Annotated in this window: 11 protein-coding genes; 4 read left to right on the top strand and 7 right to left on the bottom strand. The window is 73.1% G+C overall.

Annotated features, from left to right (window positions below):
• Nucleotides 1–59: 59 nt before the first annotated feature.
• Together M4D82_RS27495 and M4D82_RS27490 are read right to left on the bottom strand one after the other, a co-directional pair.
• Nucleotides 60–1,259 carry an amino acid aminotransferase gene (locus M4D82_RS27495; protein WP_249768810.1) on the bottom strand — a complete coding sequence of 400 codons (1,200 nt, stop codon included), beginning with the start codon at nucleotides 1,257–1,259 and terminating at the stop codon, nucleotides 60–62.
• The gene (locus tag M4D82_RS27490; protein ID WP_249768808.1) at nucleotides 1,252–2,283 is read right to left on the bottom strand and encodes a DMT family transporter; all 1,032 of its coding nucleotides are present in this window, start codon (nucleotides 2,281–2,283) and stop codon (nucleotides 1,252–1,254) included. Before M4D82_RS27490 ends, M4D82_RS27495 begins: the two co-directional genes overlap by 8 nt.
• A gap of 134 nt (nucleotides 2,284–2,417) precedes the next feature.
• Between M4D82_RS27490 and M4D82_RS27485 the strand changes: the two genes are divergently transcribed.
• A complete protein-coding gene (locus M4D82_RS27485; protein WP_283844520.1) occupies nucleotides 2,418–2,894 on the top strand; it encodes an Lrp/AsnC family transcriptional regulator in 477 nt (158 codons plus the stop codon).
• 22 nt (nucleotides 2,895–2,916) lie between these two features.
• Here M4D82_RS27485 and M4D82_RS27480 read toward each other — a convergent pair whose 3' ends face one another.
• The 5 genes from M4D82_RS27480 to M4D82_RS27460 all read right to left on the bottom strand — a co-directional run bounded on the left by M4D82_RS27480 (nucleotide 2,917) and on the right by M4D82_RS27460 (nucleotide 8,806).
• The gene (locus M4D82_RS27480; protein ID WP_249768797.1) at nucleotides 2,917–3,441 is read right to left on the bottom strand and encodes an O-acetyl-ADP-ribose deacetylase; all 525 of its coding nucleotides are present in this window, start codon (nucleotides 3,439–3,441) and stop codon (nucleotides 2,917–2,919) included.
• Nucleotides 3,438–4,859, bottom strand: a complete 1,422-nt coding sequence (locus M4D82_RS27475; protein WP_249768795.1) for a phytoene desaturase family protein — start codon at nucleotides 4,857–4,859, stop codon at nucleotides 3,438–3,440. Before M4D82_RS27475 ends, M4D82_RS27480 begins: the two co-directional genes overlap by 4 nt.
• 87 nt (nucleotides 4,860–4,946) lie before the next feature.
• Nucleotides 4,947–5,771 (bottom strand): inositol monophosphatase family protein, encoded by an 825-nt coding sequence (locus M4D82_RS27470; protein WP_249768786.1) that lies wholly within the window; start codon nucleotides 5,769–5,771, stop codon nucleotides 4,947–4,949.
• Between the two features lie 391 nt (nucleotides 5,772–6,162).
• Nucleotides 6,163–7,152: an agmatinase gene (gene speB, locus M4D82_RS27465; protein ID WP_249768776.1), complete on the bottom strand. Its 990-nt coding sequence runs from the start codon at nucleotides 7,150–7,152 to the stop codon at nucleotides 6,163–6,165.
• 97 nt (nucleotides 7,153–7,249) lie between these two features.
• Nucleotides 7,250–8,806: an acyl-CoA carboxylase subunit beta gene (locus tag M4D82_RS27460; RefSeq protein WP_249768774.1), complete on the bottom strand. Its 1,557-nt coding sequence runs from the start codon at nucleotides 8,804–8,806 to the stop codon at nucleotides 7,250–7,252.
• A gap of 483 nt (nucleotides 8,807–9,289) precedes the next feature.
• Between M4D82_RS27460 and M4D82_RS27455 the strand changes: the two genes are divergently transcribed.
• Genes M4D82_RS27455 through M4D82_RS27445 form a run of 3 tightly spaced genes read left to right on the top strand, consistent with a single transcriptional unit; the run spans nucleotide 9,290 to nucleotide 13,900 of the window.
• Nucleotides 9,290–12,226 (top strand): helix-turn-helix transcriptional regulator, encoded by a 2,937-nt coding sequence (locus M4D82_RS27455; protein WP_249768772.1) that lies wholly within the window; start codon nucleotides 9,290–9,292, stop codon nucleotides 12,224–12,226.
• Complete coding sequence (locus M4D82_RS27450; RefSeq protein WP_249768770.1) at nucleotides 12,207–13,124, top strand: metallophosphoesterase family protein; 918 nt, start codon at nucleotides 12,207–12,209, stop codon at nucleotides 13,122–13,124. The genes M4D82_RS27455 and M4D82_RS27450 overlap by 20 nt, the downstream gene beginning before the upstream one ends.
• Nucleotides 13,121–13,900: a 4'-phosphopantetheinyl transferase family protein gene (locus M4D82_RS27445; RefSeq protein WP_249768768.1), complete on the top strand. Its 780-nt coding sequence runs from the start codon at nucleotides 13,121–13,123 to the stop codon at nucleotides 13,898–13,900. Before M4D82_RS27450 ends, M4D82_RS27445 begins: the two co-directional genes overlap by 4 nt.
• The last annotated feature ends 141 nt before the right edge of the window (nucleotides 13,901–14,041 follow it).

The raw sequence follows: 14,041 nt of genomic DNA, 5'->3' as shown, positions 1-14,041 counted from the left end.
TCGCATTTCGGCCGTCGCCTCCGGAATAACAGGGAGGAATATGCCGGGCGATCGGTGGATCAACGGGCGTCGAGGACGTCCGCCATGCCTCGGGCGAGGCACGCGATGCGGTCGGCGGGGATGCCCGCGATGTTGATCCGCCCGGCGGTGGTGCCGTAGATGGCGTGCTGCCGGCGCAGTCGGAGCATCTCCTCGCCCGTCAGCGGCAGCATGGAGAACATCCCGCGCTGACCGGCGAGCGCGCGGGCCCGGTCCCCGTGCCCCAGGTCGGTCAGCCGGTGGACCAGTTCCGTACGGTGCGCCGTGATCCGCTCGCGCATGGCGTCGAGTTCCGCCCGCCAGGCGGCCGTGAGGCCCGCGTCCTCCAGGATCGTCGTCACCACGGCGGCGCCGTGCTCGGGCGGCATGGAGTACAGGGTGCGGGCGGCGTTCTGCAGGGCCGTCTCGGCGTACCGCACGGCCTCCTTCGAGGCGCCGAGGACGATGGCGCAGCCGGTGCGGTCGCTGTAGAGGCCGAAATTCTTCGAGCAGCTGACGGCGACGAGCATCTCGGGCACCCGCGCCGCCAGCATGCGAGTGGGTTCCAGGTCGGCCTCCAGGCCGTCGCCGAGCCCGTGGTAGGCGAGGTCGACGAACGGCACCCAGCCGTCGCGGACCGCCAGCGCGGCCAGCGCCTCCCATTCCTCCCGTGAGGGATCGACGCCCGTCGGGTTGTGGCAGCAGCCCTGGAGCAGGACGACGTCGTCGCGCCGGGCCTGCGCGCCCAGCGTGCCCAGCACCCCGTCGGCGTCGAAGCCGCCGTCGGGGGCGCACCAGCCGTAGGTGCGGACCCGCAGCCCGGCGGCCTCCAGGATGGGGCGGTGGTTGACGTAGGCGGGGTCGCTGATCCACACGGTGGTGCCGGGGCGGGTGCGGCAGATCAGGTCGGCCAGCAGCCGCAGGGCGCCGGATCCGGCCACGGTCTGGACGGCCGCCGCGCGTCCGGCGGTGCCGCCGGCCTCCTCGTCGCCGAGGACCAGGGCGAGCAGCGCGCGGTTGAAGGCGGCGTTGCCGGAGAGCCCCCGGTACTCCTTCGACGCGGAGCGTTCGGCGAGCCGGATCTCCGCCTCGCGAACGGCGGCCATGACGGGCGTGCGTCCCGTGTGGTCGCGGTAGACGCCGAGGACCAGGTCCAGGCGTTCGCTGCGCTCGTCGGCGCCGAACTCGTACGTCAGGTCCCACAGCGGGTCGGTGGGCGGCGGGGGGAGCAGCTCAAGCATCTACGGGAACCTCGGGACGGGGGGTGGACGGGCTGGGGACCGACGCGGCGGGTGCGGTCACGGCGGGGACGGTCACGGCGGGTGCGGGGCGGGCAGGGGCGGGAGTGCGCGGGCGGCGGTTGGCCAGGACGACGCCGAGGGTGATCAGCGGCACCCCGAGGAGCACGGCGACGGTCGGCTTCTCGCCCAGCAGCGGGACGGCGAGCAGGACGACGGCGACGGGGCTGAGGCTGCCGACGACGGAGGCGCGCTCGGCGCCGAGCCCGCGGATGGCGAAGGCGTAGAGCAGTCCGGCGGCGAGGCCCACCCCGAGGCCCTGGACGACGAGGAACAGCGCGATGTCGGAGCCGGCGGCGTGCGCGAGGCCCGTCGGCAGGACTCCGGTCAGGGCGAGGAGGCCGATCACGGCGAAGGAGGGCAGGCAGAGCAGGCCGATGGAGCCGATCGGGTCGAGGTCCACGTCCCGCAGGCCCACCGTGTAGAGGGCCCACAGGCCGCTGGCGACGAGCAGGGTGCCGGCGCCCTGGAGGACGTCGGTGTCGACGGGGACGACGTAGCGCCAGACGAGGGCGGCGACGCCGGCGGCGATCAGCGCGAGTCCGACGGGCTGGGTGCCCCGGGGCAGGCCCTTGCCGCGCGCGGCCATGATCACGGCGACGAAGAGCGGGACCATGCCGGGGACGATCGAGCCGACGAAGGCGGCGGAGGTCAGGGCGCCGCCGTGCATGGCGGCGAGGAAGAACGGGACCCCCGCACCGCAGATGATCTTGACGGCGGGTCCGGGGCGGACGGCGGCGATCCGGCGCCGCCTGCGCCACAGGGCGGGCAGCAGGACGAGGAGCGGGACGCCGAAGCGCAGCAGGGCCGCGTCGGCGGGCAGCAGGGTGGAGGAGCCGAGGGCGCGAGCGCTGAGCGCGAAGCCGGCCCAGATCGCCACCGTCACGAACAACGCGGCCAGCGCGCGGGACCGGGGGCCGGACGCGTCGGGGACTTCGGCCGCGCCGGGGGTGTGCGTAGCGACCAACGCGTTGCTCCAGCCTCGGGGGTATGGACCGGTCCGGTCCGCTCGGGGCAACGCTAGGGCCTGGGGCGGGGCAGCCGATTGCCAGTTCTGCCGCTCGGACATACGTTTGGGGCAGAATCTGCCAAGGAGTGGCCATGGACGCAGTCGATCTGCAGATCATCCGGGAATTGCAGGCCGACGGGCGGCTGTCCAACCAGGAGCTGGCCGACCGCGTACGGCTCTCCCCCTCGCCGTGTCTGCGGCGCGTCCGGCGCCTGGAGGAGGCCGGCCTGATCCGCGGCTACACGGCGATGGTCGACCAGGTCGCCTTCGGGCTGCCGGTCACCGTCTTCGTCCGCATCCGCCTGGAGCGGCACACGGCGGAGGCGGTGCGGCTGTTCGAGGAGCACGTCGCGGTCATCGAGCACATCCAGGACTGCTACCTGATGGCGGGGAGCAGCGACTACCTGCTGCGCGTCGTGATCGAGGACCTGGAGGCGTACGAATCCCTGGTGCGCCACCGGATCCACGCGATCCCGGGGATCGCGTCGATCGAGTCGAGCTTCGCCTACGGCAGCGTCAAGCAGACCCGCACCTATCCCCGACCCCGACCGGGGAGCTCGTCGCGGTGAATCCGGTGAGCCTGGTGAAACGTCACTCCTCCGGGGCGGCGTCGACCGCTGCGGCGAAGGCGGCGTAGGCGGCCTCGCCGAACAGGACGAAGCGGACTTCCTCGACGCCGGTACGGGCGGCCCGTACGGTTTCCACGGCGATCCGGGCGCCGTCGTCCATGGGCCAGCCGTAGATCCCCGTCGAGATCGCGGGGAAGGCGACGCTGCGGGCCCCGAGTTCGTCGGCGACGCGCAGGGACTCGCGGTAGCAGGAGGAGAGGAGCGCGGAGCGGTCCTCCTCGCGGGACCAGACGGGGCCGACGGTGTGGATGACGTGCTCGGCGGGGAGCCGGCCGGCGGTGGTGGCGACGGCCCGGCCGGTCGGCAGGCCCTTGCCGTAGTGCGAGCGGCGCAGGTCCTGGCAGGCGGCGAGGATCTCGGGGCCGCCGCGCCGGTGGATGGCGCCGTCCACTCCCCCGCCGCCGAGCAGCGAGGAGTTGGCGGCGTTGACGATCGCGTCCGCCTTCTCGGTGGTGATGTCGCCGCGGACGAGGGTGATGCGGGTCATGACGCGACCTTCCTCAGGTGCCGCCAGACGGACTTGGCGGCGTTGTGACCCGACATGCCGTGCACGCCGGGGCCCGGCGGGGTCGCCGAGGAGCAGAGGAACACCGCCGGGTGGGCCGTCGTGTACGGCGAGAGGGTGATCTTCGGGCGCAGCAGGAGTTGGAGGCCGGCGGCGGAGCCGCAGGCGATGTCCCCGCCGACGTAGTTCGGGTTGCGGGCGGCGAGCTGCGGCGGGCCGGCGGTGGCGCGGGCCAGGACCAGGTCGCGGAAGCCGGGGGCGAAACGTTCCAACTGCCGCTCGACGGCGTCGGTGAGGTCGCCGTCCCAGCCGGCGGGGACGTGCCCGTACGCCCAGAACACGTGCTTGCCCTCGGGCGCGCGGCCGGGGTCGACGAGGCTGGGCTGCGCGGTGATCAGGAACGGGTTGCGGGGGGCGCGGCCGCCCGAGGCGAGCTGGAGGGCGGCGTCGATGTCCCGGCTGCCGGGGCCGATCTGGACGGTGCCGGCGCGGCGGGGGGCTTCTGCGGTCCAGGGGACGGGGCCGTCGAGGGCGTAGTCGAGCTTGAAGACCGAGGCGCCGTAGCGGTAGCCGTCGTAGGCGCGGCCGAGGCGGGCGATGCGGGCCAGGGCGGTCGGGGAGGTGTCGAAGACGTACGCGCGGGCGGGCGGCAGGTCGTCGAGGCGCTTGACCTCGAACCCGGTGTGGACGGTGCCGCCGAGGTCGGTGAGGTAGCCGGCGAGGGCGTCGGAGACGGACTGTGAGCCGCCGCGCGGCATCGGCCAGCCGCCCGCGTGCGCGGCGAGGGCGAAGACCAGGCCGACGGCGCCGGTCCCGATCCCGTTGAGCGGGGCGATGACGTGCGCGACGAGCCCGGCGAACAGCGCGCGGGCCCGGTCGTCGCGGAAGCGGCGCAGCAGCCAGGTGGACGGGGGCAGTCCGGCCAGGCCGAAGCGGGCGAGGGTGAGCGGGTCGCGGGGCAGGGCGGTGTTGGGCAGGGACATGAAGTCCCGGGCGAGGGTGTCCCATTTGCCGAGGAACGGTTCCACCAGGCGCCGGTACGCGCCCGCGTCGCGCGGCCCGAGGGAGGCGGCCGTCTCGGCGACGGAGCGGGAGAGCACGGCGGCGCTCCCGTCGTCGAAGGGGTGCGCCATGGGCAGGGGGGCGTGCAGCCACTGAAGTCCGTAGCGCTTGAGCGGCATCGTCGCGAAGACGGGCGAGCCGGCGCCGAGCGGGTGCACCGCCGAGCAGGGGTCGTGGCGGAAGCCGGGGAGGGTCAACTCCTCGGTGCGGGCGCCGCCGCCGATGGCGTCGGCGGCCTCGAAGACGGCCACGGAGCAACCCCGCCGGGCCAGTTCGACCGCGGCGGTCAGACCGTTGGGCCCCGCCCCCACCACGACTGCGTCGAGAATCGACGGCACTGACAGCTCCTTCGTCCGGCGGCGGCCACCACGTCCAGGATATGACGCCCGGGTGTCGGCGCCCTCGCCTTTGTCCGCGCGGCGGGGTCAGGCGCCGCGCAGCAGGTCGCGGACGCGGAGGGCGGTGGCCTCGTCGCGTCCGACCGCGAACGGCAGGGCGTTGTCCCGGTCGACGCGGAAGGGGACTCCGTCGACGGTGCTGTTCGCGCCGCCGGCTTCGGCGACCAGCAGCAGTCCGGCGGCGTGATCCCAGGCGGAGGGCCAGGTGAAGGCGAGGGCGTCCATCTCGCCGCGCGCCACCTTCAGGTACTCCAGGCCGGCCGAACCGCAGGGGCGGGCGGCCACGCCGGGCACATCCAGCCGGGCCAGGCCCCGCCGGTCCGCCTCGGAGGTGTACAGGGGATGGGCGGTGGCCACCCGAAGCTCGGCGCCCGGCTCCGGCGAACCGCTGTGGATCCGCACGCCGTTGACGTACGCGCCCTGCCCGCGCACGGCGGTGGCCAGCTCCTCCAGGGCGGGGGCGAACGTCCAGGAGGCGAGTATCTCGCCGCGCAGGGCGAGGGCCACCAGGGTGCAGAACTCGGGGTCGCCGTTCACGAACTGCCGCGTCCCGTCGACCGGGTCGACGATCCACACGGGCGCCTCGCCGCGCAGCGCGCCGTAGATGTTGGGGTCGGCGTGCACCGCTTCCTCCCCGACGACGACCGAGCCGGGCAGCAGCTTCGTCAGCGACGCCGTCAGGTGCTCCTCGGCGAGCCGGTCGGCGATGGTCACCAGGTCGTGCGGACCGCTCTTCTCGTCGACCTCGTGCGTGGCGAGCTGCCGGAACCTCGGCATGATCTCCACCGCCGCCGCCGCGCGGACGGCGTCTTCCACTGCGGACAGGTCCTGGGCCAGGAAGTCATCGATCATGCCCCCAGCAAAGCACGCCGGACCGACAATCCCCACCCCCGCACGGGGGGACCACGGCTCGCTCGCCCACCCCCTTGACACTGTAAGTAAAGTTTCCTAACTTTGTCGAGGTCGACTCGTCCGCCGTCTCGTGAACTCTATGAACGGAATGATGACGGAAGGCCCGCGGCAGGTAATTCTGTGGCGTGGTCGCCTCGCGGGGCGCCATTGCGTGGCCGCGTTCGACGCAAGTGCGTCGCCGAATAGCCGCCCTTTGTTCAGGGAAAAACGGGAACCGGCGTGGCGAAAGTCCGGCTACCGGCTTTCAGGCCGGTAGCCGATGGTTTCTGCTGCGTGAATTCAGACGTGCGGGAGCGGCCGACGCACTGTGCGCCGGCCGCTCCCTCGTCGTTTACTTCGCCATTCCCCAGCGGACCGGGGCGATCTGCTTCGACATGATCGTGATCAGCTCGTACGCGGCGTGCGACGCGGCGACCGAGGTGATGTTCGCGTGGTCGTACGCCGGCGCGACCTCCACGATGTCGGCGGAGACCAGATTGCAGTCGGCGAGGCCGCGCAGGATCTCCAGCAGCTCGCGCGAGGTCATGCCGCCGGCCTCGGGAGTGCCGGTGCCGGGGGCGTGCGCGGGGTCCAGGACGTCGATGTCGATGGAGACGTACAGGGGCCGGTCACCGACCCGCTCGCGCAGTTGCTGGGCGATCTCGTCCACCCCGCGCCGCATGACGTCCGCCGAGGTCACGATGCCGAAGCCGAGCTTGGCGTCCTCGTCGAGGTCCTTCTTGCCGTAGATCGGGCCGCGCGTGCCGACGTGGCAGAGGGCGGAGGTGTCGATGACGCCCTCCTCCACGGCCCGGCGGAAGGGCATTCCGTGGGTGTACTGCTGACCGAAGTAGTCGTCCCAGGTGTCCAGGTGCGCGTCGAAGTGCAGGACCGCCACCGGTCCGTGCTTCTTCGCCACCGAACGCAGCAGCGGCAGCGCGATGGTGTGGTCGCCGCCCAGCGTCATCAGCCGGGCGCCGCCGGACAGCAGTTCGTCGGCGGCGGCCTCGATGGTCTCCACGGCCTCGTTCGCGTTGAACGGGTTGGCGCTGATGTCGCCGGCGTCCGCGACCTGGCTGTAGTGGAAGGGGTAGACGTCCTGCGCCGGGTTGTAGGGGCGCAGGGTGCGGGAGGCCTCACGGATGGCGTTGCCGCCGAAACGGGCACCGGGACGGTAGGTGACACCGCCGTCGAACGGGACCCCGACCACGGCGATGTCCGCCTTCTCCACCTGGTCGATGCGGGGGACGCGGCCGAACGTGGCCTGGCCGGCGAAGTGCAGCGTCCGGTCGGTCTCGATCGGCGCCAGCGGCGGGGTCGGTCCGTTGGGCTGGGCGGTCATGGTGCGGTCTGTGCCTTTCCGGGGGGTACGGCGGCCTGGCGTCCGATGGCCGGGCCCAGGAGGGGTGGGGGCGCCGGGCGTGCCCGGCCCGCGGTGGCTACTGCGGCGGGTTGCCGTGCTTGCGCGGCGGCAGGTCGGCGTGCTTGGTGCGGAGCATCGCGAGGGCGCTGATCAGCGTCTCGCGGGTCTCGGCGGGGTCGATGACGTCGTCGACGAGGCCGCGCTCGGCCGCGTAGTACGGGTGCATCAGCTCGGCCTTGTATTCCTTGACCATCCGCGCGCGCATCGCCTCGGGGTCCTCGGCGTCCGCGATCTGCCTGCGGAAGATCACGTTCGCCGCGCCCTCGGCGCCCATCACGGCGATCTCGTTGGTCGGCCAGGCGTAGGTCAGGTCGGCGCCGATGGACTGCGAGTCCATGACGATGTACGCGCCGCCGTACGCCTTGCGCAGGATCAGCGAGATCCGCGGCACGGTCGCGTTGCAGTACGCGTACAGCAGCTTCGCGCCGTGGCGGATGATCCCGCCGTGCTCCTGGTCCACGCCCGGCAGGAAGCCCGGCACGTCCAGCAGCGTGATGATCGGGATGTTGAACGCGTCGCACAGCTGGACGAACCGCGCCGCCTTCTCCGAGGCGTGGATGTCCAACACCCCCGCGAGGTGACCGGGCTGGTTGGCGACGATGCCCACCACCTGCCCGTCGAACCGCGCCAGCGCGCAGATGATGTTGCGCGCCCACCGCTCGTGGACCTCCAGGACGTCCCCGTCGTCGACGAGCTCCTCGATCACCTTGAGCATGTCGTACGGCCGGTTGCCGTCGACGGGAACCAGCGTGAGGAGGGCCTCCGAACGGCGGTCGGCCGGGTCGGTGCCGACGCAGTGCGGCGGGTTCTCGCGGTTGTTGGAGGGCAGCATCGTGATGAGGTAGCGGACCTCGGCGATGCAGGTCTCCTCGTCGTCGTACGCGAAGTGCGCCACGCCCGAGGTCTCCGCGTGCACGTCCGCGCCGCCCAGACCGTTCTGGCTGATCTCCTCGCCCGTCACCGCCCGGACCACGTCCGGACCCGTGATGAACATCTGCGAGGTGTCCCGCACCATGAACACGAAGTCCGTCAACGCCGGGGAGTACGCCGCCCCGCCCGCGCACGGGCCCAACATCACCGAGATCTGCGGGATCACACCCGAGGCCCTGGTGTTGCGCTGGAAGATGCCACCGTAGCCGGCCAGCGCCGAGACACCCTCCTGGATACGGGCACCCGCACCGTCGTTCAACGAGACCAGCGGCGCACCGGCCGCGATGGCCATGTCCATGATCTTGTGGATCTTCGCCGCGTGCGCCTCACCCAACGCACCACCGAAGATGCGGAAATCGTGCGCGTACACGAAGACCGTCCGACCCTCGACCGTGCCCCACCCCGTGATCACACCATCGGTGTAGGGCTTCTTGGCCTCCAGACCGAAACCCGTCGCCCGGTGCCGACGCAGCTGCTCGACCTCCTTGAACGAACCCTCGTCCAGAAGCAGCGCAATCCGCTCACGCGCCGTCAGCTTGCCCTTGGCATGCTGCGCCTCGGTCGCACGGTCACTCGGTCCGCGCCGCGCCCGCTCGCGCAGCTCGTGCAGCTCGGTCACTTTCCCGGTGAGGTTCGTCGTCATGTGCCCTCTCGACCCCGACCCCGCGAGGCGGGCGGCTCATCGCTTCCCGCGGACCGCCAAAGGCCCGCGCCCAGCCATTAAACGAGCCACCATCACATCTCCTCCACCGGCGCCGACCCCTATTCCGCATGCGACCACCCCTAGAGCCGGACAGGTTGAATAGCCAAGCATTGAGGTTCCCTTGAGGTTTCCGTGAGGTTACCGAACCGGGCCGCGAGAAGACACGCCGATTAAGTGAACCAACAGGGCGTCGGTTGCGTGTCATTCAAGAATGGAGGCCTGATCGAGGGCCGGTCGAAAGTTGCTAGAGTTCGATCGGTACCTGCCGAACGGGAAGAACCGGCCTGCCGTTTGACCAGCGGTGGCGCAGAATTCCATGCGCTCTCGGGCATCGCCTTCCTCGCGGGGACTCCACGGAATAGCCATGTCATGCCACAGGACCGAGATGTGTCGCTCCGAATCTCAGGGGAGGCTTCCACAGCCATGTTGGTCGAGCGGGATGAACAGATCGCCAAGCTGACCGCGTGGGTCACCGGCACCGCCCGGACCCACACCGCCGCACACGCGGCCGGCCCCGGCGCCGGGCGCCGCACCGCCCCTGACGACCCCTCCAAGCCGGGCCGAATAGCCGTGGTCAGCGGCCCCGTCGCGGCCGGCAAGACGGCTCTGCTGCACCGGGTGCTGGAGCGGACCGCCGACTCCGGCATCCGGCTCCTCAGCGCCGTGACCTCCGCCTCCGAACGGCACATCCCCTTCGGTGTGGTGGAGGAACTGCTGCGGGACGCCGCCGACGCCGCCGGGCCCCTTCCGCTCCACGGGGCGGCCGGCACCGGGGAACTCGTGCCCCCGCAGACCCTCATGGCCTTCCACGCCCGGCTCGCCGGCCTCGCGGCGCGCGGACCCGTGCTCATCGCCATCGACGACGTGCAGTACGCCGACCCCCAGTCGTTGCACTGCCTGCTGTACGCCCTCGGCCGGGCCCGCTCGACGGCGGGCGGCCTCGCCCTGGTCGTGACGCGCGGCCCCGACGCGGGCGCCCCGGCGCCGCACGCCCTGGACGAACTGCTCCGCCAGGTCGAGGGACTCCACCTGCGGCTGGGCCCGCTCAGCGCGCGGGGGGTGGAGGAGCTGCTCGCGCACCGGACCGGGGCGAGCGTCCGCCCGACCGGCGCCGCGCCCGGCCCCTCGCGTACCGCCGGCATGGCGGCCTCCCTGCACACGGCCACCGGCGGCAACCCGTTGCTGGTCCACAGCCTGTTGGACGACCGCGTCCCGCGGCAGCGGGACGGGGAGGCGGCCGACGGATCGTTCCCCGCGGGTGAACAGTTCGTGCAGAACGCGCTGATCTGTGTTCACCGGACGGGCGCCGACGGTCTGCGCGTCGCCCAAGGCGTCGCCCTGCTGGGCAGCGCCGCTCCGCGTCCGCTGCTGGCCCGCCTGGTGCGGACCGACGAGCGGACGGTGGAGCAGGTGCTGGACGCCCTCGGTGACACGGGCATCCTCCGGGGCGAGCGTTTCCGGCACGGCGCGGTACGGGCGGCGGTGCTGGAGAGCCTTGCCGACGACGCCGTGGTCGAGCTGCGCCGGCGCGCGGCGCGGCTGCTGTACGAGGCCGGCGCGGCGCCGATGGCGGTGGCCGCGCACCTGCTGGGCCACGGGCCGGGCCTTCCCGACGAGGAGTGGGTGCCGGGCGTGTTGGCGACCGCCGCGCACACGGCGTTGGCGTCCCAGCGGGTGGAGTTCGCGGTGCGCTGCCTGCGGCTGGCGGAGGAGTGCTCCCGCGACGAGCGGGAGCGGCTGCGACTGCGGGCGAGCATGGCCAAGTTCATCTGGCGGGTGAAGCCGTCGACCTGGGCGCAGGAACTCGGTCCGCTGAACGCCGCGTCGCGTGAGGGCACGCTGCCGGTGGGCGACTCGCTGCGGTTGGTCGGCGATCTGTTGTGGAACGGCTGGATCGACGACGCGGCGCGTGCGGTCCAGCGTGCCGTCGCGGGCATGCCGCAGCCGCCCGAACCGGCGATGGCCGCGCAACTGGGCGACGTACGGCTGTTGTTGGCCTCGACGTATCCCACGTTGCTGGACCGGCTCGACGGTGCGCTCGGCTCGTGCTTCAGCGGCCCGCCGGCTCCGGCGAACTGCCCGGAGGACGCGGCGATGGTGGGGATCCGGGTGCTGCACGGGGTCCTCAGCGCGGGCGCCGGCTCCGCGCCGGGTCACCGGGACCGGGCGGCGGTGGACGAGGAGTTCGCCGCGATCGCCGAACGGATCCTGGCCGGCACCCGGCTCACGGACGAGACCCACGTCACCATCCGGGCGTGCCTGCTGGCCCTGTTGTATACGGAGCGGCTGGGCGAGGCGACGCTGTGGACCGACCGGCTGCTGGAGGAGGCCTCCGAGCACGACGCGCCCGGTTGGACCGCCGTCATGCAGGCGATGCGCGCGCACATGGCGCTGCGTCGCGGCGAGCCGGCGCAGGCGATGCGGCTGGCGGAGGAGGCGATGGCTCAACTCACCCCGCACGGCTGGGGCGTGGGCATCGGCATGCCGCTGGCCGCCCTCATCGAGGCGCGGACCGCCATGGGCGACCACGAGGCGGCGGCGGCCCTGGTGGACCATCCGGTGCCCGAGCAGATGCTGCTGACCCGGTACGGGCTCCACTACCTCTACGCGCGTGGAGGACACCGGCTCGCCACCGGTCGCCACCACGCGGCGCTGACGGATTTCATGGCCTGCGGCCGGCTGATGCGCGAGTGGAACATGGACCGTGAGGGGCTGGCGCCCTGGCGGGTCGGGGTCGCGGAGGCCACGTTGGCCCTCGGCAACCGCGACCAGGCGGAACGGTTCGCCCGCGAGCAGCTCGCCCGGGAGGCAGGTCCGCGCGTGCGCGGCCTGGCCCTGCGCGTCCTGGCGGCCGCCCGGCCGCTGCGCGACCGGCCGGCGCTGCTGGACCGGGCGGTGACCCTGCTCCAGGAGGAGGGCGACTCGCACGAGCTGGCCCGGACGCTGACCGACCTCGGGACGGCGTACGAGCGGCTCGGCAACGCGGCCCAGAGCCGCAGCTGCACCCGTCGGGCGTGGCGGATCGCCGAGGTCTGCGGCGCCCGGGAGGGCACGCAGCGCGTCCAGGTCGAGCCGTCCGCGCGGAGCGTCGCGCCGCCCCGGACCGTGCCCGCACCGATCCCGAGCCCGACCCCCGTCCGCCCGACGCGGCCGAGCGCGGCGTCCGCTCTGACGGACGCCGAGCGGCGGGTGGCGGCGCTGGCCGCACACGGGTACACGAACCGGGAGATCGGGGCGAAGCTGTTCATCACCGTCAGCACCGTCGAACAGCACCTGACCCGCGTCTACCGCAAAATCAACATCACGCGCCGCCAAGACCTGCCCGTCAGTTGGGACACCGATGTCGCACACACCGCCTGACCCCGCCGCCCGGACCGCCGGCGCGGGCGCACCCCCGCCCGCCCCCGTGCCCGGCCCCCGGCTGCTCGCGGTGAGCGATCTGCACATCGGGATGGCCGACAACCGGCCCATCACCGAATCGCTGCGGCCGACCCACCCGGACGACTGGCTGATCGTCGCCGGCGACGTCGGGGAGCTGACCGAGGACATCGAGTGGGCCCTGCGCCTGCTGGCCGAACGTTTCTCCAAGGTGGTGTGGGCGCCGGGCAACCACGAGCTGTGGACCCCGCGCGAGGATCCGGTCCGGTTCCGCGGCGAGAAGCGCTACCTGCACCTGGTGGACCTGTGCCGCGCGCTGGGCGTCGTCACCCCCGAGGACCCCTGGCCGGTGTGGGAGGGACCCGGCGGCCCGGTCGCCGTCGCCCCGCTGTTCCTGCTGTACGACTACACCTTCCGCGTGGCGGGCACGCGCACCAAGGAGGAGTCCCTCGCGCGGGCGCACGAGGCCGGCGTCGTCTGCACCGACGAGTACCTCCTGCACCCCGACCCGCATCCGAGCCGGGACGCCTGGTGCCGGGACCGGGTCGCGCACACGCTGCGCCGGCTGGAGGCGCACGACCCGACCGTGCCGCTGGTCCTCGTCAACCACTTCCCGCTGGTGCGCGAACCGACGGACGTACTGTGGCACCCGGAGTTCGCCCAGTGGTGCGGCACCGTGCTCACCGCCGACTGGCACCGCAGGTTCCGTACGGCCGCCGTGGTCTACGGGCACCTGCACATCCCCCGCACCACCTGGTACGACGGGGTGCGCTTCGAGGAGGTGTCGATCGGCTACCCGCGCGAGTGGCGCCGGCGAGGCCACCCCAAGGGTCTGCTGCGGCAGATCCTCCCCTACACCGGCGGAGAGGACAGACCGTGATCGAGACCCTGCTGCCCGAAGGGGCGGTCGCGCGCGAGGCCTTCGAGCCGGACGGCGCCGCCGTGCTCTACCCCGAGGAAGCGGCCCTCGTCGCGTCCGCGCCGGAAGGCAGGCGCGAGGAGTTCACCACCGTACGGGGCTGCGCGCGCCGCGCGATGGCGGCCCTCGGGCTGCCCCCGGCGCCGGTCCTGCCGGGCCGGCGGAACGTGCCGCGGTGGCCGGCGGGGGTGGTGGGCAGCATGACCCACTGCACCGGCTACCGGGCCGCCGTACTCGCCCGGAACACCGATCTGGTGGCGGTCGGCATCGACGCCGAGCCGGACCTGCCGCTGCCCCGGGGGGTGTTGGACTCGATCGCCCTGCCCCGGGAGCTGGCCTGGGCCCGCACGCCGACGCCGGGGGCGAGCCGACTGAGCCGGGACCGGCTGCTGTTCAGCGCCAAGGAGGCCGTGTACAAGACGTGGTACCCGCTGGTGGGCACCGAGTTGGACTTCGACGACGCCGAGATCTCCTTCCGCACCGACGCGGACGCGGACCCGGACGCCGACGCCGACGCCGAGGGCCCGCGCGGCACGTTCAGGGCCCGCGTCCTGCGCCCGGGGACCGCCCCCGACGGCCGGCCGGTGACGGAGTTCACCGGCCGTTGGCTCGCACGGCGCGGCCTGGTCGTCACCGCGATCGCCGTCCCGGCCCGGCGGGCCGGCGCCGATGGATCCACGCCCGCGTACGGCACCCCGTACGGCGCCGTGGGCACGGTCGGGCGCCCGGGTCGGTAGGGGTTGTCCCCTTCCGGGGCCGCTGCGTAGCGTGCGAGGACCGGACCGAGTGCGCACGGCGTACGGCGCGTGACTCTCCCGCCGTCCGGGCCCGCCGCGATGCCGCGTCCCCGGCTGCGCCCGGCTCGCTCCGGTTCCCCT

This window comes from Streptomyces sp. RerS4, assembly GCF_023515955.1.
Classification (GTDB): domain Bacteria; phylum Actinomycetota; class Actinomycetes; order Streptomycetales; family Streptomycetaceae; genus Streptomyces.
Note: the sequence above shows the minus strand (reverse complement) of the source record. Positions and strands in the feature narration are given on the sequence as shown.

Bases quoted from the DNA above. Each gene is read 5' to 3' on its own strand.
- M4D82_RS27470 (WP_249768786.1), bottom strand. From the start codon at position 5,771: ATGATCGATGACTTCCTGGCCCAGGACCTGTCCGCAGTGGAAGACGCC.
- M4D82_RS27450 (WP_249768770.1), top strand. From the start codon at position 12,207: ATGTCGCACACACCGCCTGACCCCGCCGCCCGGACCGCCGGCGCGGGC.
- M4D82_RS27485 (WP_283844520.1), top strand. From the start codon at position 2,418: ATGGACGCAGTCGATCTGCAGATCATCCGGGAATTGCAGGCCGACGGG.
- M4D82_RS27460 (WP_249768774.1), bottom strand. From the start codon at position 8,806: ATGACGACGAACCTCACCGGGAAAGTGACCGAGCTGCACGAGCTGCGC.
- M4D82_RS27480 (WP_249768797.1), bottom strand. From the start codon at position 3,441: ATGACCCGCATCACCCTCGTCCGCGGCGACATCACCACCGAGAAGGCG.
- M4D82_RS27495 (WP_249768810.1), bottom strand. From the start codon at position 1,259: ATGCTTGAGCTGCTCCCCCCGCCGCCCACCGACCCGCTGTGGGACCTG.
- M4D82_RS27455 (WP_249768772.1), top strand. From the start codon at position 9,290: ATGTTGGTCGAGCGGGATGAACAGATCGCCAAGCTGACCGCGTGGGTC.
- speB (WP_249768776.1), bottom strand. From the start codon at position 7,152: ATGACCGCCCAGCCCAACGGACCGACCCCGCCGCTGGCGCCGATCGAG.